Consider the following 21818-nt stretch of genomic DNA (forward strand, 5'->3'; position numbering starts at 1 on the left):
CCATGACCATCACCCATTGGATCAACGGCGAGCCCGCCGCCGGCGGCGAACGCAGCCAGCCGGTTTACGACCCGGCCACCGGCCAATCGGCGCAGGAGGTGCAGTTGGCCGACCGCGCCACGGTGGAGCGCGCCATCGCCGCCGCCGAACAGGCTTATCCCGCCTGGCGCGATACCCCTCCGCTGAAGCGCGCGCGCATCATGATGAAGCTCAAGGATCTGCTGGAGCAACACGCCGACGCCATCTGCCAGTTAATCACCGCCGAGCACGGCAAGGTGCTCAGCGACGCCCTGGGCGAACTGCAGCGCGGCATTGAGAATATCGAATACGCCAGCTATGTGCCGGAACTGCTGAAGGGTGAACACAGCAAAGAGGCAGGCCCGGGCATCGACAGCTGGAGCGAGTTTCAGCCGCTGGGGGTGGTGGCGGGCATCACCCCGTTCAACTTCCCGGCGATGGTGCCGCTGTGGATGTGGCCAATGGCGGTCGCCTGCGGCAACACCTTCGTGCTGAAACCTTCCGAGCGCGTGCCTTCCGCCGCGCTGTATATCGCCCGGCTGGCGGCGGAAGCCGGGCTGCCACCGGGGGTGCTCAACGTGGTCAACGGCGATCGTGAAGCGGTGGAGACGCTGCTGCATGACGGGCGCGTCAAAGCGATCAGCTTCGTCGGTTCGACGCCGGTGGCGGAGCACATCTATCACACCGGCTGCGGCCAGAACAAACGGGTGCAGGCGCTGGGCGGCGCCAAAAACCACGCGGTGGTGCTGCCGGACGCCGATATCCCCGGCGCGGTCGGCGCGCTGATGGGTGCCGCCTTCGGCTCCTGCGGCCAGCGTTGTATGGCCATCCCGCTGGTGGTGGCGGTGGGCGACGGCACCGCCGACGCGCTGATCGCCGGGCTGCGGCAACAGATGGCCGCCATGCGCGTCGGCCCCGGCAGCGACAACCGCAACGACATGGGGCCGCTGGTGACCCAACAGCATTATCAGAAGGTAAAAGGCTATATCGATCAGGGTGTGGCCGAAGGCGCCGAGCTGCTGGTGGACGGCCGCGAACTGAGCGTGATCGGCGCCGACGGCCGACCCAGCCAGGGGTATTTCCTCGGCCCGACGCTGTTCGATCGCGTGACGCCCGGCATGCGCATCTATCAGGAAGAGATCTTCGGCCCGGTGCTCGGCGTGGTGCGCGCGGCCTCGCTGCCGGAGGCGATGGCCATGATCGACGCCCACGAATACGGCAACGGCACCTGCCTGTTCACCCGCGACGGCGAAGCGGCGCGCTACTTTTCCAGCCGCATTCAGGTCGGCATGGTGGGGATCAACGTGGCGCTGCCTGTGCCGGTGGCCTACCACTCGTTCGGCGGCTGGAAGCGCTCGCTGTTTGGCGATCTGCACGCCTACGGCCCGGACGCCGTCAGGTTCTACACCAAACGCAAGACCGTGACCCAGCGCTGGCCGGCCTCCGGCGATGCCCGCCGCGCCAGCTTCAGCTTCCCGTCGGGGCAGGGGTAACACATAAGAACAATAAACTTCCGGGGAGCAACGCTCCCCGGCATTTAGCGCGCTCCATTTGATTCCTGCGTACAGCCTGTGCAGCAAAACAATAACTCACTCACACGTTAATGGAGTCGTTATCCCATGAAAGAGTCCGCCCCTGAACACACCTTCAAAGGCAATCTCAGCGTCCTCGACGTGGTGATGATCACCTCGTCCGGCGTGACGCCGGCCAGTTCGATCTTCGTTATCGCGCCGCTGGCGATCGCCAACGCCGGCAGCGGCGCCTTTCTGTCGTTTCTGATCGCCGCCTGCGTCGCCGCCGCCATCGCGTTGTGCTATGCCGAGCTCGGCGCCGCACACCCCAGCGCCGGCGGCGAATACAGCATCATCAAGCGCCTGTTCGGCACCCTGTGCGGGTTGCAGACCTACCTGTTTATCCTCAGCGCCTCGCTGTTCGTGCCGGCGGTGCTGGCCACCGGCGCAGTGCCTTACCTGAACACCGCGCTGGGCACCCAATTCGACGCCTCGACCGCCGGCATGCTCACCGTGCTGGTCGGCGGTATCTGCGCCATTTTCAACATCAAGGCCAACGCCCTGCTGACCGGCGCCTTTCTGGTGGTGGAAGTGGCGGTGCTGGCGCTGATCGCCTGGCTCGGCTTCAGCCACCCGCATCAGAGTACGGAGATCCTCACCGCGCCGGTGATGCTGGACGCGCAGGGCAGCCTGGCGCCGGTATCGCTGCCGCTGATCGTCGCCATGGTCGGGGTCGCGCTGTTCTCCTACAACGGCTACGGCGCGGCGGTGTACATGGCGGAAGACATGCGCGAACAGGGCAGGCCGATGGCGATCGCGATCATGCTGACGCTGGTCATCGTGGTGCTGGTGGAACTGGTGCCGTTCACCGCCCTGCTGATCGGCTCGCCGTCGCTGACGGAGATGGCCAAACAGGCCGATCCGGTCGGCTACGTGGTCACCCAGCTCGGCGGCCCGACGCTGGCGCGGGTGGTGAGTGGCGCAATCTATCTGTCGGTGTTCAACGCCATTATCGCCATCGTGGCGCAGTTCAGCCGCATGATGTTCGCCAGCGGACGTGACGGCTTCTGGCTGCCGGCGTTCAACCGGGCGCTGAAAATCATCCACCCGCGTTTCGGCACCCCCTGGATCGCCACCCTGCTGTTCGGCGTGCCGTCGGCGCTGCTGGCGTTTTGCTCCGATCTCGAATCGCTGACCTCGTTCACCGTGATCCTGCTGCTGCTGGTGTACATCATTATGGCGGTGGCGGCGCTGATCAGTCGCCGTCGCCGCCACTTCCACCACCCGTACCTGATGCCGCTGTGGCCGCTGCCGGTGGTGGTGGCGCTGCTGTGCTGCCTGTACGTGCTGTGGACGATTTTGATCGCCAGCAGCCTGAAAGACTTTATTATCATTGCCGGCATCATCGGCTTCGGGTTGGCGCTGAACCATCTGCGCGGCCGCCAGACGGCGCCCCTCGCCGCCCCCTCAATAGAAGGAGAATAACCATGACGCAGCGCGCTCAGGATCTGGGCATCATCATCGGCCAGGGCACGCCCGGCCCGCTGAACGCCATCACCGACGTGCCCGGCGTGCGCGTCGGCCATGCCAGCATTCATGCCGACTTGGCGGACGGGCGCAGCGTGCGCACCGGCGTGACGGTGATCGAACCGCGCCCCGGCTCCGCCCGCCACGCGCCCTGCTTCGCCGGCGTGCACGTGCTGAACGGCAACGGCGACGCCACCGGCCTGGAATGGGTGCGCGAAGCGGGCCTGCTGACCAGCCCGATCGCCTTCACCAACACCCACAGCGTGGGCGTGGTGCGCGATGCGCTGATCGCGCTGGAGCGTGAAGCGCTGCCCGCAGGCGACAACGCGGTGTATTGGAATATGCCGGTGGTGATGGAAACCTTCGATGGCCTGCTCAACGACATCAACGGCTTTCACGTCAAGGCCGAGCACGTGCGCGAGGCGCAGCAGGCGGCCCAGGGCGGCTTGCCGAAGGAAGGCGCGGTCGGCGGCGGCAGCGGCATGATCTGCCATGAATTCAAAGGCGGCAGCGGCACCGCCTCGCGCCGCTTGCCTGCCGATCAAGGCGGCTGGACGGTGGGCGCCATCGTACAGGCCAACCACGGCAAGCGCGAGTCGCTGCTGGTCGGCGGTTACCCGGTGGGCCGGCATCTGGGGCATCTCCCCTCGCCGTTCACGCCGCAGTTGCCGCATCCCGGCATGGGCTCCATCGTGGTGGCGCTGGCGACCGACGCGCCGCTGCTGCCGCACCAGTGCGCGCGGCTGGCGCAGCGCGCCAGCATCGGCATCGCCCGCACCGGCGGGGGCACCGAGGATTCGAGCGGCGATATCTTTATCGCCTTCGCCACCGGCAACGACGGCCTGCCGCCCGCCGACTACGCCAATAAAGGCGATTTCACCACACCGCTGCGCATGGTGAACAACGACTACATTTCGGCGCTGTTCGCCGCGGCGGCGGAAGCGGTGGAAGAGGCGATCGTCAATGCGCTGCTGGCGGCCAATACCGTTAGCGGTAACGGCCACCGGGCGGAAGGGTTAAGCGCCGAACAGCTGGTGACGGCGCTGGAGAAAGCCGGCTGGCGGCGGTAAAAAAACACAGGGCGCGGAGGTTAACCGCGCCCTGATTATCAGGATCCACCGCCCGGTTTGGGCGTCGGGTAGTCGTAATCCAGCCGCAACGGTTCGGCGTAGACGCTGTTCCACAGCTGTTGGTACAGCTGGTCCAACCGCCCGCTCATCGCCGCGCTGTACATCACCAGCTCCAGATTGCGCGAGTTGTCCAGATAGCCGCCGGTCCAGTTGCTGGTGCCCACCCAGGCGATCTCATCATCGATGGTCATCAGCTTGCTGTGGATCACGCGGGCAAACGGAATGAAGCCGCTGCTGGCCGGCGGAATGGTCACCACCTTGATCTGCACGTTCGGCACCAGCGCCAGGCTCTTCAGCCAGGCGATATCCGGCTTTTTGGTGTTCCAGTTGGCCACCATCAGCTCGATCTGCACGCCGCGCGCCGCCGCGCTGCGCAGCGCGTTGTCGATGACCGCGTAGAAGGGGCGACTGCGCTCCGGGCCAAACGACAGCGGCGCGTAGTCCATCACCTGCACCCGCACCCGCCGTTTGGCGTCGGCCAGCAGACGCGGCAGCTCGGCCTGCGAATCGAGCACGCCCGCCGGGTTGTAGGCGCGCGGGCTGGCCACCAGATAGTTGCCCTGCGGCTGCGCCGTCGGCGGCGAATCGGGCAACGCCGGCACCGGCTTATCCTGCGCCAACAGCGCCTGCGCCCGCCAGTCCTGTTCGAAGATCGCCTGGATCTGCCCCACCACTTTAGCATCGCTGATGCGCAGCCCGGTTTCGTGAATATGCTCCAACGCGCGCCAGTCGAAATTCTGGCTGCCGACAAACGCCTGCCCGCCGTCCACCAGCAGATATTTGGCGTGCAGGATGCCGCCGCTCAGCTTCTGGTAAGGAATGATGCGCAGCTCCAGATTGGGGATCGTCTTCAGCTGTTCCAGCGTTTCGGCGGTAGAAATGCGAATGCCCTTCTCTTCCACCAAAAAGCGGATTTTCACCCCGCGCTCACCGGCCGCCTTCAGGTGCTGCAGCACGCCGTCCAGCAGCGAACCGTCCTGATTCGCCACGTAAAACTGCCCCAGGTCGATGCGGGTTTTCGCCGCGTCGAACATCTCGCGCCACACCTCGGCGGTGTTGCGCAGGTCGTCGGCCTGCAGCGCGGTTTCCACCGGCGCGGTGTACACCAGCTCATAGCCGGGAATCGCAAAACGCGCCGCAGCGCTCTGGCTCAACATCAACAAACAACCGCTCCACAATGCCGCATAAAGGCGGCCGAGCGGCCGCCGTACTGGATGGCCATTAGGCATAGCGCGGCGCTCCGCTGTCAACCCATTGTTCGCCGCTGCCGTTCTCCGGGCGGCTGGTCGGCTGACCGGCGCGGATCAGCAGCACCTTCAGCAGCTCGTTGATGCGCTCCATGCGGCTCTGCAGGAAGTTGTTGGCCACCAGGCACAGCAGCGCGATGGCGATGCCGAGGCCAGTGGCGTACAGCGCGGTGCCCATCCCGGCCGACACCAGGCTCGGCTCGGACACCCCCGAGGCGGCCAGCGCCTTGAAGGTTTCGATGATCCCCATCACCGTGCCGAGCAACCCCAGCAGCGGCGCGGCGGTGACCACGGTTTCCAGCAGCCACAGGCCGCGCGCCATCGGCGGCTTGCTCAGCAGGTACTGGGCGTCGATCTGATCGCCGATCGTTTCACGATCGCCGGCGCGGTGCTTCTGCGCCAATACCGGCGCGATCACCGCCATCGGCAAGCTGTTGCGCTGGGTCAGCTCGTCCGGTAGATCGGCGGCGCGGCGCACGTCCGGCGTCAGCGCCTGCTCCAGCCGGCGCGCCTGGCGTTGGGTATAGGCGAAGTACAGCGTGCGTTCGATGATGATCACCAGCGCGATCGCCAGCGCGGCGTACATCACGTAGAAAATAATGTCGTGCAACAGATTGGCGTCCATACAGGGCTCCTCTTCCCCGCCGCCGGGCAGGCGGCGGGGTATTCAGTTAAAAGGTGGCTTCCAGCGAGACGCTGAAGGTGCGTTCTTCGCCGACGTTGTAATACGGCGTGCTGGCCTTCACGCCGCCGTACGGCGCCGCGTTGAAGGTGGTGGTGCGCACCGAGGTCAGGTATTCCTTGTCAAACAGGTTGCTGATGCCAAAGCGCAGCGCGGCGCTTTTGACGATTTTCTTGTCCACGGGCAGATGCACCCCCGCCGCCAGATCGAACACCGTGCGGCCGCCGATCTTCTCGTCGTTGGTCAGATCGCCGTAGAAGGCACTGACGTACTTGCCGCTGACGCTGCCGTAATACAGCCCGTCGTCATAACCCAACGTCATGTTCAGCAGGTTTTTCGGCACGTTCGGCACTTCTTTGCCGGAGGTCGGCAGCGGCTGCCCGCCGTTGCTGACGATGTCGCTCTTCTGCTTCGATTGGGTATAGGTATATGAGGTGTAGTAGTTGAAGTTATGCGGCAGTTGGCCGCTCCACTCCAGCTCCAGCCCTTTGTTCTCCACATTGCCGATGTTCATCATCTCGTAATCGCCGGCCGAGTTGGTGGTGGAGATCTGGCGATCGCTGTAGCGCATGTAGAACAGCGTGGCGCTCAGCAGCATGTCCTCTTGCTGGAAACGCCAGCCCAGTTCGTGGTTCCAGCTGAGTTCCGGCTTGGTGCTGAGCGAGTCGCCGACGTTGTACAGCACGTAGTTTGGCGGCGTGCGCATGTTGCGCGTCAGGTTGTAGAACACCTGGTTTTCCTGGTTCACCTTATAGCTGGCGCTGAAGTTCGGCAGGAATTCGTGATAGGTGGCTTTGCGCTTCTCCGGCACGTTGTACAGGCTGCCGCGGTTGTCCCCTTTGCGCTCCACGTACTGATAGGCCAGGCCGCCGACGAAGGTCCAGTCCGGCGTGGCGAACCAGGTGTCCTGCAGCCACACCTTCTGCGCCGGGGTGATGGTGTACTGGTTGCGCCCCTGCACCGTATTGCCGTTGGCGTCCTTCACCTGATCGGATCCGCCCGGTTTGCCCGAGATTTGCGCCGGATTGCCATCATCTTTGATGCTGATGAACGGTTGGGTCTGCAGCTGGCGCGCGCGCTCGTACCAGTAACCGATGTCCAGGCTGTGCTGATCGTTGATGTCCCACTTCAGCTTGGTGGTGATGCCCGGCCGCCAGGTTTGGGTCCACGACGGGCGGTAATAGGTGTTGGACTGCAGGTTGCTGAGGTCATACTGCCCGGCCTTGTCCGACGTGCTGGACAGCACCGAGGCCGTCTGGCCGTTGAAGCTGCCGCCGTTGCCCCAGTAGTAATACGGTTGCAGAGTCAGCGACAGGTTATCGCGCAGCTGCAGCTTCTGGGTGAACGACAGCGTGAAGGTTTCGAACGGGTTGCGTTCAATCTTGTAGTACTTGTTCAACTGCCCTTTGCTGTTGTACTCCGGTGTGGTGACGTAGTCGGTGTCACGGCCGTCGTTTTGGAACTGCGCCTTGCTCAGAGTGTTGTAGTTGGTGTTGTTCTGGCGGTTGTACTTCATCACCAGGTTGCTGCTGTTGCCGTTGCCGTCTTCGTACAGCGAGTTCATCTCGAACTTGTCGGAATACAGTCGCCCCTCGCCGCGCCACTTCTTCGCCTCGGTGTGCGAATAAGAGAGCCAGTTACTGAAGCCGTTGTACTCGCCGGTCTCCAGGCGGGCAAAGGTTTTGCTCAGGCTGTTGCTGCCCAGCGTTTGCTTGACGAAACCGCCGAAGTCTTTCGCCGGGCGGCGCGTCACCAGGCCGATGTTGCCGCCGCTGGAGCCGATGTGCGGGCCGTCCGCTTCGGAAGACCCTTGGGTGACGAACACCTCCTCCAGGTTTTCCGCATCGCCCAGCAGGTTCGGGTATACCGCGTAGTTGCCGGAGTCGTTGATCGGAATGCCGTCCATCGACAGGCCGATCTGATCCGAGTTCATGCCGCGCATGGTGTAGTCCACGCCACTCAGGCCGCTGGCATCGTTGCTGTTGACGTTCAGGCCCGGCGTGTATTTCAGCTTGTCGATGGCGTTGGCCGCCGACGGCATTTTGTCCATCGCCTCTTTGGTGACGGTAGAACGCGCCTTGGCGCTGTCATCCTGCACCATCATGCCGCCGCCGAGCGACTGCCCCTTGACGCTGATGGTGCCGACATCGGTGGCGTCGGCCGCCAGCGCGGCGCCCGGCAGCATCGCCGACATCACCGCCAGATAGATCCCAGAACGATTAAACGATTTCATTGTGTGCATCCCATAAAAATCAAACGATTAACCCTTGCGCTAAGGCGCCTGATAATTGAACGTTGCGGTAAATCTTTTGGTTGTTTGCCCGGCGAACGCCTCGCTCGGGAACGGCTTCACTGAACTGATGCTTTGCAGGCTGCTCATCGCCGCGCGGTTCAGCAGCATGCTGGCGGCTTTGTTGGCGATGCCGGAAGAGAGCACCCGCCCACTGCGATCGACCTCCAGCCACACTTCGACGTTGCCCTGCGGGCGCTCGAGTGAGGCCTGACGCCCGCTTGGGTAGCGCTTGCGCTGTTCCAGCTCGCGGCGCAAGGCCAGCAGATAGCCGTTTTCAATCGCCTGCGCGTTCACCTTCGGCGCCGCGGGGGCGGCCGGTGCGGGCTGCGCCGCCGGTTTGCTGACCAGCGCGCGCGGCGCGGCGGGCGCCGGCGTCGGTTTAGGTTTCTCTACCGGTTTGGCTTTCTCTTTTACCGGCTTGGGCTTTGGCTTCGGCTGCGGTTTCGGCACCGGCTTGGCTTCCACGATCGGTTCCGGCGCCGGCACCACCGGTTCGGGGATCGGCTCCGGCTCGGGCGGCGGCGGTTCGGGCTGAGGTTCCGGCGGCGTTTCCGGTTGAGGTTCAGGCGCCGGTTCAGGCTCCACCAGCGCCAGTTCGATGGCAGTTTCGTCGTAGCGCGGCTGGATCTTCAGCGCCGCCTGCTGGCTGGCGAACAGCAGGCAACCGGCGACAATCAGCGCCGGCAGCCAGCTGAAAAGATGACGTGAGCGATAGAGCAGATACATGTCACAGCTTCCGTGTCGCGATGGAGACGGAGAAGAAACCGCCCTGGCGCAGGTTGTCCATGACCGCCACCAGCCGCTCGACCGCCACACCCTTGTCGCTGTTGACGATGATGGTGGTGGTCTGGTTGGCCTGCTGCTGTTGCTTGAGCGTAGTGACCAACGCGCCGAGCGCGATCGGCTGGCCATCCAGCTGCAGCTGTTCGTCGGCCCCCAGCGTGATAATCGCTTTCTTCTGCGGTTTCAGCTGCTGCGCACTGCCGGCGGACGGCAGCTGCGTTTTCAGCCCGAGCGCCGGAATGACGTTCAGGCTAATCAAGACGAAAAACACCAATAAAAACATCATCACGTCGATCATCGGGATCAGTTCGATGTGCGCTTTGTTCTTTTTCGGTTCGTTCCAGTTACGCATGACACTCCCTCCCAAAAGCGAAGCAGCCAATATAGGAGGGGTATGTTTACCTTTTGTTACGCTTGTGTGATCTTATTTTCACAGTGTGGTTTTTTTGCGAGAATTTTTTCAATGGCAGGCGATAACGGAGAAGATATAACTTATTAATTAGCGATAGTTTTTATTGGAATAATTGCGATTCGGGCATTTCAGAGAGCCAAAGCCAGAGAGGATAATGTGAGAATAGTGACAGCCCAAACGGTCACTACAACAGGACCTCAAGCCCGTGCTTGCGTACGATCGAAAGCAGCTTAAGCGACACGCCGCCCGGCCGCTTCACCCCCGTCTCCCATTTCTGTATGGTCGACACGCTGGTATTCAGATAACGGGCAAAAACCGGTTGGCTTAAACATAGCTGCTCGCGCAACGCTTTGATCTCCTGGGGCTGCAATCCAACGCCCCCTACGATTACGATACAATTCAGCAAATCGAATAAGTAGTTTCCGTATAGAGAAAGGCAGTTCTGTTGAGTAGACTGTCACCGGACGATAAGCAAAAGGGAATTGAGTCATGGCAAAAGGTGCGAAGGAAATCGCCCAAGAGATGGCGAACGCTGTAAATTCAAAAAGTAATTTCTTTGGCGGTTTTATCGAAGGGGCTATCTCCTTTCCCGTCGATATAGGATACCTGGCATATGATTTTATCAATACAGATAACCGCTCTATAAATCGATATGACACAGAAAGAATGCTTCGCCTCATTAAAGCTGGACTTGCTAACCAACACTCACTGACCAAAATCGTTAAACTTGTCGTTGACGAATATCTGAAAAAAGTCGATGTAGATAAAGTCAAAAGATGGGTTGAAAAAGGATCCGGGAAAATTGCAGGCAGGTTTGTAAGCAATCAGGTTCTGATGGTTAACTTAGGGGCGGTGCTTTCCGAACGGGTGGTTATTCGCCTCGCAACAGGTTATGCCCTAACGTCACTGCTGACCCTCGGAGCTATGAACTCAAGAGCAATCCATACCTCACGCCAGTTACGACAGCGAAACCCTGAAATTTACGATAACTTAAGGCGTGCGGGAAATTTGGATCTCTTATATTTTCTGGTAGAACCCAAAACAAAGCCATTTGAACAAGCGATAGAGATTTGGCGAAAAAACAGAGGCGAGTTTGACCGCATTACCGAGCTATTTTTTGAAAAGGTGTCGAAATGAAGGTTTTTTCAGTGCTCATATCAAGAGTCATCATAGGGATTAGCTATGCCGTCATCACCATGACCTTGCTATGCATCGCCTATTTCACGCTGCTCTCCGACTCTTCATATCATATTGTTTATGCGATTTTTTCTTGCATTGGGTTTGTTCTGGCCTACTTCATCTACTATATAGCCATGAAGTTCCATGATGGCGTTTAGAGCAAGCGTAGAGCGTTCTACAAACTGCGCCTACGCTCAATTGAGTCCCTATCAAAACTGCATAAAAAAAGACGCCCGCAGGCGTCTTCTTGGCATTTTCACTGAGGCCGGAAGGCTTTCAGTTCACTTTCACCGGCATACCGGAACGGGCCTTGATCGCCGCGTCCACTTCGCTCTGGTTAACACCGGCGTCCATCAGCACTTTGCCGACTGGCGCGGAAATGGTCAGCGGCACCGGATCTTTCGATTGCAGCTGCTCTTCGTTGGCCGACAGCGGGTTGTGCACTTCCACGTAGCGCGAGCCGTCCGGTTCGACGGTGGCCTTCATCGGTTCGTTGATGAACTGCACGCGGGTGCCGACCGGCACGTTTTCGAACAGGTACTTGATGTCGTCAGCACGCAGACGCACGCAGCCGTGGCTCACGCGCAGGCCGATGCCGAAGTTGGCGTTGGTGCCGTGGATGGCATACAGGCGGCCAACATACAGCGCATACAGCCCCATCGGGTTGTCCGGGCCGGCCGGGAACACCGCAGGCAGGATTTCGCCGTCAGCCGCGTATTCGGCGCGCATTTTGGCGGTCGGTGTCCAGGTCGGGCCGTCTTTCTTGCGCTGCACGGTGGTGGTCCAGTTCAGTGGGGTGTCTTTACCCAACTGGCCGATACCGATCGGCAGCACCACCACGGTGTTGGAACCTTTCGGGTAGTAGTACAGACGCATCTCTGCGCTGTTGATGATGATGCCTTCACGCGGCGCGTCCGGCAGGATCAGCTGTTGCGGGATGGTCAGGGTGCTGCCGGCCTTCGGCAGGAACGGATCCACGCCCGGGTTGGCCTCCAGCATGTTGCTCAGCCCCATCTGATACTGGGCGGCGAAGCTCTCCAGCGGCAGTTTGCTGTCTTCCGGTACGGTGATTTGGATATTCTCGCCCACCAAACGGCTGTCTTTTGGCGGCAACGGGTAAACGACGGCGAAGGCAGCCTGGCTGAAAGCAACCAGTGCCGTAAACAGGGTTAATAACGCGCGAATGCTCATTTTCATCTTCGTGTTGGTCAAGGCCACTGGCGATTAGGGATATCGGTTTCTACGGCCACTTTACCCCGTTGAATTTCAGCCGACAGCCAACGGCGCTGCGGCCTGAAAAGCCAGGGGGGTTTGACCGGATGCGCATTATATGTGCACATCAATCAAAGTGTGAACCATTACCGATGTAATATCGCAATTTTTTGTAACCTGACGCGCCACGAAGGCGATTTTTTGCGAGAACCGCCGCCTAACTGGCGGCGGCCAACGCTTCCCCCCGCCGAATGGGGATCAGATATTCACAGCGGATCGCCGCGCCGCCGAGCGGGCAACAGCCCTCCTGCGCCGGATAGAAACGCTCGATATCCTGCCCCGGCCGGCGGATGGCGTTCATCTGCGGCATGGCAGTGTCATACAATCGGACAATAAAGTTTTGTAACCCTTCCGCCTGCCCCTGATAGGTGAAACGGGCATACTCTCCCTGTTCGATAGTCACCCGCTCCCCCATCGCCCCTTCGTCCGGCAAAGCGGCGGTATACGCCATACGCGGGTAGCCCCGGCGTTGCCTGTCGACCTCCAGGCTGGTGAGGCCGTACACCACCTCCGGCAGCGCCTGCGGCCGCAGCAGTTGCCGCCAGGCATGGCGGCGCAGCTCGCACTTGGAGTCCGCCAACTGCCCCAGCGTGAAGCTGCGGCGCTGGGTGTTGCCCACCAGCTGCATGGCGGGCAGCGTCACGATGTCGGCCTGCGGCAACGGCGCTTCGGTCAGCCGCAGCGGCGGCTGCAGGCCATAGCTCGACCAATCCTGGCTGCGGCGATAGCTGGCCGGCGGCAAACCGAATTGCTTGCGGAAGCAGCGGGTGAAGGTCTGCTGTGAATCGAACTGGTAAGTATCGGCGATGCAGGCCACGCTGGTGCCGGTCAGGCGCAGTTCGCGCGCGGCGGCGGTCAGCCTTCTGCGGCGCGCGTAAGTGCCGAGAATATGGCCGGTATGCTGCTTGAATATCCGCTGTAAATGCCACTTGGAGTAGCCGGACTTGGCGGCAATGTCGTCCAGCGTCAGCGGCTGATCCAGGCTCTGTTCGATCCAGGCCAGCAGCTGTTCAATCACCTGTTGCTGGTGCATGGTATTCCCCTTATTTGCTCAGTAATGTCTGCGCCAGCATCCGGCCTGTGGCTTCATCGGTGGCCACCAGTATCGGATAACCCCAGAATTTGGCGCCGTATTCGGCGAATTCTTCCGCCGCCGCGCGTTTGGCGTCATCCGGCTCCAGCATGATCATGCCTTTCACCCACTGCTTCAGCGCCTCGCGGTTATCGCGTTTCCACAGCGCCACCTGGGTGCGGGCATCGCGATCGTGCTCTTCACCTTCATCGCCGACGCTGCGGTCGGTCATCAAGACAAAGGGTTCGGCGCGCGCCAACAGCGTGCTGAATTCAGCAAGCTCGGCCTGGGTATCGCGCCCGTTTCGGCGCATCCACACCAGCGGAAAAGTGGCGGTATCGAGTGACATAATCAGTTTCCTCGCGAAAGGGTTTTAGGACTGGCGTTTACTTTATCGGCACCGACGCTAGACCACATTGCGCAATCAGGACATAATACTTTTCAATTCCGCCAAATTGAGAATTGTTCTCATGAAAGTACAGATCCCTCGCCGCAATCTCGATATCGATCAGGTGCCGCGCCCGCTGTTCGCCGTACAGAGTTCCACTATCGAACAGGACTGGGAAGTCGAGCCGCACCGTCATCAAAAGGCGCAGCTGATCTATACCGTGCGCGGCATGATCCGCTGCGAAGTGGAAAACGGCCTGTGGCTGGTGCCACCGCAGTGCGCGCTGTGGATGCCGGGCAACGTGTTGCACAACGCCCAAGGCGCCGGCTCAACGGAAGCTTACTGCCTGTTCGTCGATCAACACGTCGTCGCAGGCTTGCCGCAAAGCTGCTGCACGCTGTCGGTCTCGCCGCTGCTGCGCGAACTGCTGCTGCAGGCCACCACCTTCGAGCCGCTCTACGACGAACAGGGCGCCGAAGGGCGCCTGACGGCGGTACTGCTGGATCAGCTGGTGGCCGCGCCGATCGAGAATCTGCACCTGCCAGTATCAGACGACGCGCGCATCCGGCAGTTGACCGAAGGCATGCTGAGCTGCCCGGCGGACAAATCCACCCTCGGGCAGTGGGCGCAGCGCATCGGCATGAGCGAGCGCTCCCTCAGCCGCACCTTGCAACAGCAGATGGGCATGAGCTTCGGCCACTGGCGGCGCCAGCTGCACGTGATGCTGGCGCTGCAGCGCTTGACGCAGGGCGAGAGCGTACAGACGGTAGCGTTGGATCTGGGCTATGAAAGCGCCAGCGGCTTCGTCACCATGTTCAGAAAGGCGGTGGGCAAACCGCCGGCGCGTTATCTGGCGGAGCGCAACGCCTCCGGGCAACCCCTGGGCGGCGCGATCAGCATGTGAACGGCCGGCGTATGCCGGCCTGGCAAGAGGCGGATCAGAAGTCGTAGAACACCGTAATCCAGGTGGAGTCCGGCTCGTTGTCGCTGCTGTTGGCCAGCGTGCGCTCCACATACACCGACAGACCGTAACCAATGGTGGTGCCCGCGCCAAGGTAAACGTGGTTGGCGTGATACGCCTCGTCACCCTTCAGCCGCAGCGAGTCCGCCGCCACGTAAGGCTGGATCGATTTGAGGAACGGCTTGTCGATATTGAAGGTGTAACCGACAAAACCTTCCAGCCCGTAGCCGTCACCGGCGAAGAAGTGCGACAGTGTGCGCTGGCGGGTGCTCGGCACATAGTCTTTGTAATAGCTGGCGGTGCCAACGATGTACCAGTTGTTCGGCTGCCAGGTCAACGCGGTGCCGGACAGCTGCTGGTGATAATCCTTTTCGCTGTACAGATTGTCTTTGATCTTCGCATCGGTATAACTGTAGGCCGCGCTGAAGGTGAAGTCTTTCGTCACCTTGTAATCGAAGCCCAACCCACCTCCGCCCTTGCGGCGGTAAATCAGGTTATCCGCAGTGTGCAGATCGTCTTCCGGCAATAAATAGTTGGCGTACAGCGTCACCGGCCCGAAATCATTGGTGTACTTGATGCTGTTTTTCGGTTTATTGCCGCCGTCGTAGTCGCCGGAAATACCGATGCCGGTGCCGCCCGCATGGCCATCGTTATCCCAGACGTCGCTTTTGATGCCGACCACCGAATAATAGATGCCGTATTGATGGCCGTAGGTCAGGGTACCGTAACGATCGCCCTTGAAACCGGCGTACAGCTGGCGCTGATAGTCGCGCTTGCCGTCTTCGTTATAGTGCCCGTCCCAGCTGAGCGCGTGCGCAAGATCCACGCCCCACTCGTAATAGCCGATGATCGAGGTGTCCTGCGTCAGCGCATAGTCGCCGCTGAAGCGAAAACGCGTGCCGCCGTCGTGGCCGTTTTTGTCATAGCCCGGCTCCGGGCCGTTATTGAAGATCCACTCGGGGCGAATGCTGCCGCCCACCTTTAAACTGAGCGGCGCCAGCAACACATTACTCTGCGGGTTTTTATCCAGAATGGTGATCTCGGCCTGTGCGCCGGCGGATAACGCCGACAGCAAGACGCCGCCAATGAATATTGGCGTTGTATTTTTTCTCATTATTACCCCTGCCCGAAAAAATTATTGTTATAAACACGGTGGTCTTAAGCCACGCGGAAATAATTACCCGATGTAAACAGCGCACGCAAGATATAAAAATTCACGTCATAACCTGCCATTATTCCAGGTTGGCTTTATTTTCAGCATAAACGTGTTCATCTGTAACGCAGAGAAAAACAATGTAATAACCGCAGCACGAAATAAACCAATCCGCATCTTTTATCCAAAATAACCCGGCGTGATTATCCGGGAATAAAGATAGCAAATAACAAATAAATATTATTGCCGCAGGTAAACCGTCACGCAGGGGAATTAACTAAAGGCGGGAAATAACGACGGAGCGCGTTGCGCGCTCCGGGAGAGAGAATTCACTACTGCGCCAGCCAGCCGCCGTCCATGTTCCAGGCAGCGCCGCGCACCTGCGCCGCCGCATCACTGCACAGGAACAGCGCCAGCTCGCCGAGCTGCTCAGGCGTGACGAACGCTTGCGAAGGCTGCTTCTCCGCCAACAGCTCATCGCGCGCCTGCTGCGGATCGGTCCCGGCGGCAATGCGTTTGTCGATCTGCTGCTGCACCAGCGGCGTCAGCACCCAGCCGGGGCAGATGGCGTTGCAGGTGACGGGCGTGCGCGCGGTCTCCAGCGCCAGCGTCTTGGTCAGCCCCACCACGCCGTGCTTGGCCGCCACATAGGCCGACTTGTCTTTCGACGCCACCAGCCCGTGCACCGACGCCACGTTGATGATGCGCCCCCAGTTGCGCTCGCGCATCCCCGGCAGCGCCAATCGGCAGGTATGGAACACCGCCGACAGGTTGATGGCGAGAATGGCGTTCCATTTCTCCACCGGGAACTGATCCAACGGCGCCACGTGCTGAATGCCGGCGTTGTTCACCAGAATGTCCACGCCGCCGAACTCGCGTTCGGCATACTGCATCATGTCCGCTATCTGGCCCGCATCGCCGAGATCGGCGCCGTGATATCCCGGCGCGGCGCCCAGCCGCGCGACCTGCATTTGCGCCTGCTCCACGTCGCCGAAGCCGTTGAGGATCACGCGCGCGCCGGCGGCGGCCAGCACGGATGCTATCCCGAGGCCGATGCCGCTGGTCGAGCCGGTCACCAGCGCGGTTTTGCCTTGTACACTCATGGTATCGCTCCTTTAAACAATGCCGGTCAGGTAGAACACGCCGATCACGAACAGCACCGCGGCGCTCTTGATCAGGGTGATGGCGAAGATACCGCCATAGGCCTGCCGGTGGCTAAGGCCGGTGATCGCCAGCAGGGTGATCACCGCGCCGTTGTGCGGCAAGGTGTCCATGCCGCCGCTGGCCATCGAGGCCACCCGATGCAGCACCTCCAGCGGAATGTGTGCCGCATGGGCGGCGGCGATAAAGCTGTCGGACATCGCCGCCAGCGCGATGCTCATGCCGCCGGAGGCCGAACCGGTGATGCCGGCCAGCAGGGTGACGCTGATCGCTTCGTTCAGCAGCGGGTTGGGGATTGCCGACAGCGCCTGCGACAGCACCAAAAAGCCCGGCAGCGCGGCGATCACCGCGCCGAAGCCGTATTCGGAGGCGGTGTTCATCGCCGCCAGAATTGCACCGCCGACCGCCGTCTTGCTGCCTTCCGCCAGCCGGCCGCGAATATTGCGAAAGCCGAACACCACCACCAGCAGAATACCCGACACCAGCGCCGCTTCCACCGCCCAGATGGCGGTGATCTTCGCCACATCGGTGGTGATCGGCTTGGCCAGCCCCGGCAGCGTCAGGTCGTGGCTGGCGCCGTACCACTGCGGGATCCAATGGGTGAAGCCAAGGTTGAATACCCCGACCAAAATCAACGGCAGGATGGCGATCAGCGGGTTCGGCAGGTTGATGTCGTCCGGGGTTTCCGGCTCGTTCAGCAGATCGGTACCGTAACCCTCCCCCTTCAGCTGCGCCTTGCGCCGCTGGCGTTCAAGATACAGCAGACCGACCGCGATGATGAACAGCGAGCCGATCAGCCCCAGCCAGGGCGCAGCCCAGGCATTGGTGCCGAAGAAACTGGTCGGGATGATGTTTTGGATCTGCGGCGTGCCGGGCAAGGCGTCCATGGTGAAGGAGAAGGCGCCGAGCGCTACGGTGGCCGGGATCAGCCGCTTGGGGATGCCGCTCTGGCGGAACAGCTCGGCGGCGAACGGATAGACCGCGAACGCCACCACGAACAGCGACACCCCGCCGTAGGTCAGCAGCGCGCACACCAGCACGATCACCGGAATGGCGTGGCGTCGGCCGAGAATGCGGATCGCCGCCGCGACGATCGAACGGGAAAAGCCGGACAGCTCGATCAGCTTGCCGAACACCGCCCCCAGCAGGAACACCGGGAAGTAGAGCTTCACGAAGCCGACCATCTTTTCCATAAACAGCCCGGTGAAGGTCGGCGCCACCGCGCCGGGATCGGTCAACAGCACCGCGCCCAGCGCGGCGATCGGGGCGAACAAAATCACGCTGTAGCCGCGGTAGGCGGCCAGCATCAGTAATCCCAGTGCTGCCAGGGCAATCAAAACGCTCATCAGGCACCTCGCTATCGTTGTTATTGTCAGGTACGGCGTGCGAAATTACGGTTTCAGCGCAAAGCGCAGCTGATGCGCCCGTCGCCGTTGAATGCGTTCCCTGCGCGCTTCATCCCAAAGATAAAATCCCCGGCCGCTGCGCTGGCCGGTATCGCCGCGCCGCAGCCGCTGTTCCACCAGCGCCATCATCTCGTCGCCGGTCGCCAGTTCCAGGAACAGGTGGCGGGCAATGTCCGCCACCGTCGCCAGCCCGGTCATGTCGGCGGCCTCCAGCGGGCCGACCATGGCGTAGCGCCGCCCCAGCGAGGCGCGCATCACCTGATCCACCACTTCAGCGCTGGCGATGCCGCTGTGGACGATGTGCAGCGCCTCGCGCAGCACCGCAAACTGCAGCCGGTTGCCGACAAACCCCGGCGCGGCGCGTTCCAGCAGCACCGCCTCCAGCGCCATCCCGCCGAGCAGCGCCTGCACCGCCGCCAGATGGCGCGGATCGGTGGCGCGGCCGGGCACGATCTCCACCAGCGGGATCAGGTGCGGCGGGTGCCAAAAGTGGGCGATCAGCAGCCGCTGCGGATGGGTCATGCGCGCCGCCAGCTCGTCCGGCGGCAGGCCGCTGGTGTTGCTGGCAATCACCGCGTCGTCGGCGATCAGCCTCTCCAGTTGCTCATACAGCGCGTGCTTCAGCTCGAGCCGTTCCGGGATCGCCTCGATAAGCAGCCGGGCGCGCGCCACGCCATTCAGATCGCCGGTCACGCGCAGGCGCGCCAGCGCCGCGTCGCGCTCACCGCGATCAAACTGCCCGACGTCGCTCAGCTCGGCCAGAATGCCGCTCGCTACCGCCGGCGCTTCCGCCAGGCGCTGCGGATCCGGGTCATACAGCAGCACCTCATGGCCGTGGCGGATAAAGTGGGTGGCGATACCCACCCCCATCAGCCCGGCGCCCAGTACCGCATAGTCAGATGACTGCATCGTGCCTTCCTCGGTTGTTTACGGGCGCTCTACCGCCAGCGCCACGCCCTGCCCGCCGCCGATGCACAGCATCGCCAGCCCCTTGTTCACCTCGCGGCGCTGCATTTCGTACAGCAGCGACACCAAAATGCGGCAGCCGGACGCGCCGATCGGATGCCCCAGCGCGATCGCTCCGCCGTTGACGTTCACCCGCTCCGCCTCCCAGCCCAGTTCTTTGCCCACCGCCAGCGCCTGCGCGGCGAAGGCTTCGTTGGCTTCGATCAGATCGACGTCCTCCAGCCGCCAGCCGGCTTTCTCCAGGCAGCGGCGCGCGGCCGGCGCCGGGCCGATGCCCATGATCGCCGGATCGACGCCCGACGACGCGTAACCGGCGATGCGCGCCAGCACCGGCAAGCGCAGCGCAGCGGCTTTTTCCGCGCTCATCAGCAACACCACGGCGGCGCCGTCGTTGAGCGACGAGGCGTTGCCGGCGGTCACCGTGCCCTCCTTGCGAAACGCCGGGCGCAGCCGCGCCAGCGCTTCCAGGCTGGTGTCGCGCGGCTGTTCGTCGCGCTCTACCCGCAGCGCTTCGCCCTTCGGCTGCGGCACCGTCACCGGCGTGATCTCCTGCGCGAAACGCCCGGCCTGCTGCGCCGCCTGCGCCTTCTGCTGCGAGCGCAGGGCGAACCTGTCTTGTTCTTCTCTGCTGATGGCGTATTTCTCCGCCAGGTTCTCGGCGGTGATGCCCATGTGGTAGTCGTTGAACGCGTCCCACAGGCCATCGTGGATCACGCTGTCCATCATCTGCGCGTGACCGAGGCGCAGGCCGGCGCGCGCGCCAGTCATCAGGTAAGGCGACCGGCTCATGCTCTCCTGGCCGCCGGCGATCACCGCATCGGCGTCACCGCTGCGGATCGCCTGCACCGCCAGATGCACCGCCTTCAAACCGGAGCCGCACACTTTGTTGATGGTCAGCGCCGGCGTCGTAAACGGCAGTCCGGCGTTCAGCGCGGTCTGGCGCGCCGGATTCTGCCCGCAGCCAGCGGTCAGCACCTGGCCGAGGATCACTTCATCGATCTGCTGCGGCGGCACGCCGCTTTGCGTCAGCAGCCCCTGCACCGCCGCCGTGCCCAGTTCCACCGCCGTCAGCGGCGCCAGCGCGCCGTGAAAACTGCCGACCGGCGTGCGCGTCGCCCCCACGATCACCACTTCACGTTGTTGCACATTCACCTCCCGTTTCAGAAACGCATTTCCGGCACTTGCTCTGGCACGATCAGCCGGCCGGCGGTTTTGGCGACAATCTCCGCCACGCTGACGCCGGGCGCGCGCTCGCGCAGCACGAAGGCGCCGTCTTCTATTTCCAGATAGGCCAGATCGGTCAATACTTTGCGGATGCAGCGGGCGCCGGTCAGCGGCAGCGTGCAGCGCGGCAGCAGCTTGGACTCGCCGCCCTTCGAGGCGTGGGTCATCACCACGATGATGTTCTCCGCCCCCGCCACCAGATCCATCGCGCCGCCCATGCCCTTGACCATCTTGCCGGGGATCATCCACGAGGCGATGTTGCCCTCGACGTCCACTTCAAACGCCCCCAGCACGGTCAGATCGACGTGGCCGCCGCGGATCATGGCGAACGACTGCGCCGAATCGAAGATCGACGCGCCGAGGCGCGCGGTGACCGTCTGCTTGCCGGCGTTGATCATGTCGGCGTCCAGCTGCTGCTCGGTCGGGAACTCGCCCATCCCCAGCAGGCCGTTTTCCGACTGCAGCATCACGTCCATGCCCGCCGGCACGTAGTTGGCCACCAGCGTCGGAATGCCGATGCCCAGGTTGACGTAGTAACCGTCCCTCAGCTCTTGCGCCACGCGCTGCGCCATTTGTTCACGGGTAAGCATGCGAATTCTCCTTATGCCCGCAGGGTGCGTTGTTCGATACGCTTCTCGAAGGTGCCCTGGATCAGCCGATCGACATAGATGCCTGGGGTGTGGATCGCCGCCGGATCCAGCTCGCCCGGCGCCACGATCTCTTCCACTTCCACCACCGTGATGCGCCCGGCGGTCGCCATCAGCGGATTGAAGTTCTGCGCGGTGTGGCGGTAGATGACGTTGCCGAAGTGATCGGCCTTCCAGCCTTTCACGATGGCGAAATCGCCGGTGATAGCGGTTTCCATGATGTAGGGGCGGCCGTTGAACTCGCGTACCTCTTTGCCTGCGGCGATCGGCGTGCCGTAACCGGTGGCGGTGAAGAACGCCGGGATACCGGCGCCGCCGGCGCGGATCTTCTCCGCCAGCGTGCCCTGCGGCGTGAGATCCACCTCCAGCTCGCCGCTGAGCGCCTGCTGCTCGAACAGCGCGTTTTCACCGACGTAAGATCCCACCACCTTGCGGATCTGATGGGTTTCCAGCAGCCGCCCGAGGCCGAACCCGTCGACGCCGCAGTTGTTGGAAACCACCGTCAACCCGCGCACGCCGCGCCGGCGGATCTCTTCGATCAGATTCTCCGGGATGCCGCACAGGCCAAAGCCGCCCGCCAGCACCGTCATGTTGTCCGTCAGGCCTGCCAGCGCTTCCTGGTAGCTGCCGACGCGTTTGTCGAGCCCTGCCATATCGTTGCCCCTGCATGTTGCGGCGCAGGGCGAAATGCCCTGCCTTGCGTGAGGGCATCTTCAGGTCACAAAAATGATTTGTTAATTTTGTTTTTATGCCGCATTCATTTAGAATTTTTATTAATCACTCGTT

The 21818-nt window shown here is 62.1% G+C and carries 20 protein-coding genes and 1 pseudogene; 5 read left to right on the forward strand and 16 right to left on the reverse strand.

What is annotated here, in order from left to right:
• Nucleotides 1-2: 2 nt before the first annotated feature.
• The 3 genes from BVU99_RS10215 to BVU99_RS10225 all read left to right on the forward strand — a co-directional run bounded on the left by BVU99_RS10215 (nt 3) and on the right by BVU99_RS10225 (nt 4126).
• Nucleotides 3-1511 carry a CoA-acylating methylmalonate-semialdehyde dehydrogenase gene (locus BVU99_RS10215; RefSeq protein ID WP_099816605.1) on the forward strand — a complete coding sequence of 503 codons (1509 nt, stop codon included), beginning with the start codon at nt 3-5 and terminating at the stop codon, nt 1509-1511.
• Between the two features lie 126 nt (nt 1512-1637).
• Nucleotides 1638-3014: an APC family permease gene (locus tag BVU99_RS10220; protein WP_099816606.1), complete on the forward strand. Its 1377-nt coding sequence runs from the start codon at nt 1638-1640 to the stop codon at nt 3012-3014.
• A gap of 2 nt (nt 3015-3016) precedes the next feature.
• On the forward strand, nt 3017-4126 hold the full coding sequence (locus BVU99_RS10225; protein WP_099816607.1) for a P1 family peptidase: 1110 nt from the start codon (nt 3017-3019) through the stop codon (nt 4124-4126).
• Between the two features lie 38 nt (nt 4127-4164).
• Here the strand turns inward: BVU99_RS10225 and BVU99_RS10230 are convergent, their stop codons facing one another.
• From BVU99_RS10230 to BVU99_RS10255, 6 genes and pseudogenes are all read right to left on the reverse strand, one after another.
• Entirely contained in the window at nt 4165-5415 is a 1251-nt protein-coding gene (locus BVU99_RS10230; RefSeq protein ID WP_099816608.1) for a phospholipase D-like domain-containing protein, read from the reverse strand.
• Nucleotides 5408-6058 carry a MotA/TolQ/ExbB proton channel family protein gene (locus BVU99_RS10235; RefSeq protein WP_099816609.1) on the reverse strand — a complete coding sequence of 217 codons (651 nt, stop codon included), beginning with the start codon at nt 6056-6058 and terminating at the stop codon, nt 5408-5410. Before BVU99_RS10235 ends, BVU99_RS10230 begins: the two co-directional genes overlap by 8 nt.
• A gap of 46 nt (nt 6059-6104) precedes the next feature.
• Nucleotides 6105-8348 (reverse strand): TonB-dependent receptor, encoded by a 2244-nt coding sequence (locus tag BVU99_RS10240; RefSeq protein ID WP_049204587.1) that lies wholly within the window; start codon nt 8346-8348, stop codon nt 6105-6107.
• A gap of 39 nt (nt 8349-8387) precedes the next feature.
• Nucleotides 8388-9134 (reverse strand): energy transducer TonB, encoded by a 747-nt coding sequence (locus BVU99_RS10245; protein ID WP_033636946.1) that lies wholly within the window; start codon nt 9132-9134, stop codon nt 8388-8390.
• Nucleotide 9135: 1 nt separating this feature from the next.
• The gene (locus BVU99_RS10250) at nt 9136-9543 is read right to left on the reverse strand and encodes a biopolymer transporter ExbD (protein WP_049207797.1); all 408 of its coding nucleotides are present in this window, start codon (nt 9541-9543) and stop codon (nt 9136-9138) included.
• A 244-nt stretch (nt 9544-9787) separates the two neighbouring features.
• Nucleotides 9788-9973, reverse strand: a pseudogene (locus BVU99_RS10255) (helix-turn-helix domain-containing protein); the annotation flags it as partial.
• 119 nt (nt 9974-10092) lie between these two features.
• Here BVU99_RS10255 and BVU99_RS10260 point away from each other — a divergent pair.
• Entirely contained in the window at nt 10093-10740 is a 648-nt protein-coding gene (locus BVU99_RS10260; RefSeq protein WP_038630178.1) for a hypothetical protein, read from the forward strand.
• A gap of 318 nt (nt 10741-11058) precedes the next feature.
• Here BVU99_RS10260 and BVU99_RS10270 read toward each other — a convergent pair whose 3' ends face one another.
• The 3 genes from BVU99_RS10270 to BVU99_RS10280 form a co-directional block, all read right to left on the reverse strand.
• Nucleotides 11059-11979, reverse strand: a complete 921-nt coding sequence (locus BVU99_RS10270) for a L,D-transpeptidase family protein (protein ID WP_025305160.1) — start codon at nt 11977-11979, stop codon at nt 11059-11061.
• Between the two features lie 232 nt (nt 11980-12211).
• Nucleotides 12212-13087, reverse strand: coding sequence for a helix-turn-helix domain-containing protein (locus BVU99_RS10275; RefSeq protein WP_099816610.1), 876 nt, complete (start codon nt 13085-13087; stop codon nt 12212-12214).
• 10 nt (nt 13088-13097) lie between these two features.
• Nucleotides 13098-13475: a hypothetical protein gene (locus tag BVU99_RS10280; protein ID WP_025305158.1), complete on the reverse strand. Its 378-nt coding sequence runs from the start codon at nt 13473-13475 to the stop codon at nt 13098-13100.
• Between the two features lie 121 nt (nt 13476-13596).
• Between BVU99_RS10280 and BVU99_RS10285 the strand changes: the two genes are divergently transcribed.
• Nucleotides 13597-14418 carry a helix-turn-helix transcriptional regulator gene (locus BVU99_RS10285; RefSeq protein WP_049204574.1) on the forward strand — a complete coding sequence of 274 codons (822 nt, stop codon included), beginning with the start codon at nt 13597-13599 and terminating at the stop codon, nt 14416-14418.
• Nucleotides 14419-14452: 34 nt separating this feature from the next.
• Here BVU99_RS10285 and BVU99_RS10290 read toward each other — a convergent pair whose 3' ends face one another.
• From BVU99_RS10290 to BVU99_RS10320, 7 genes are all read right to left on the reverse strand, one after another.
• The gene (locus tag BVU99_RS10290; RefSeq protein ID WP_099816611.1) at nt 14453-15589 is read right to left on the reverse strand and encodes a porin; all 1137 of its coding nucleotides are present in this window, start codon (nt 15587-15589) and stop codon (nt 14453-14455) included.
• 371 nt (nt 15590-15960) lie between these two features.
• Nucleotides 15961-16731, reverse strand: a complete 771-nt coding sequence (locus BVU99_RS10295; protein ID WP_099816612.1) for a 3-hydroxybutyrate dehydrogenase — start codon at nt 16729-16731, stop codon at nt 15961-15963.
• A 12-nt stretch (nt 16732-16743) separates the two neighbouring features.
• The gene (locus tag BVU99_RS10300) at nt 16744-18138 is read right to left on the reverse strand and encodes a GntP family permease (RefSeq protein WP_197791184.1); all 1395 of its coding nucleotides are present in this window, start codon (nt 18136-18138) and stop codon (nt 16744-16746) included.
• A gap of 42 nt (nt 18139-18180) precedes the next feature.
• Complete coding sequence (locus BVU99_RS10305; protein ID WP_099816613.1) at nt 18181-19104, reverse strand: 3-hydroxyacyl-CoA dehydrogenase family protein; 924 nt, start codon at nt 19102-19104, stop codon at nt 18181-18183.
• Nucleotides 19105-19122: 18 nt separating this feature from the next.
• Nucleotides 19123-20307: an acetyl-CoA C-acetyltransferase gene (locus BVU99_RS10310; RefSeq protein ID WP_099816614.1), complete on the reverse strand. Its 1185-nt coding sequence runs from the start codon at nt 20305-20307 to the stop codon at nt 19123-19125.
• A gap of 14 nt (nt 20308-20321) precedes the next feature.
• The gene (locus BVU99_RS10315) at nt 20322-20975 is read right to left on the reverse strand and encodes a CoA transferase subunit B (protein ID WP_016929227.1); all 654 of its coding nucleotides are present in this window, start codon (nt 20973-20975) and stop codon (nt 20322-20324) included.
• An 11-nt stretch (nt 20976-20986) separates the two neighbouring features.
• Entirely contained in the window at nt 20987-21685 is a 699-nt protein-coding gene (locus BVU99_RS10320) for a CoA transferase subunit A (RefSeq protein ID WP_099816615.1), read from the reverse strand.
• Between the last annotated feature and the right edge of the window lie 133 nt (nt 21686-21818).

Source organism: Serratia sp. OLAL2 (genome assembly GCF_002752475.1).
Lineage (GTDB): Bacteria > Pseudomonadota > Gammaproteobacteria > Enterobacterales > Enterobacteriaceae > Serratia > Serratia bockelmannii.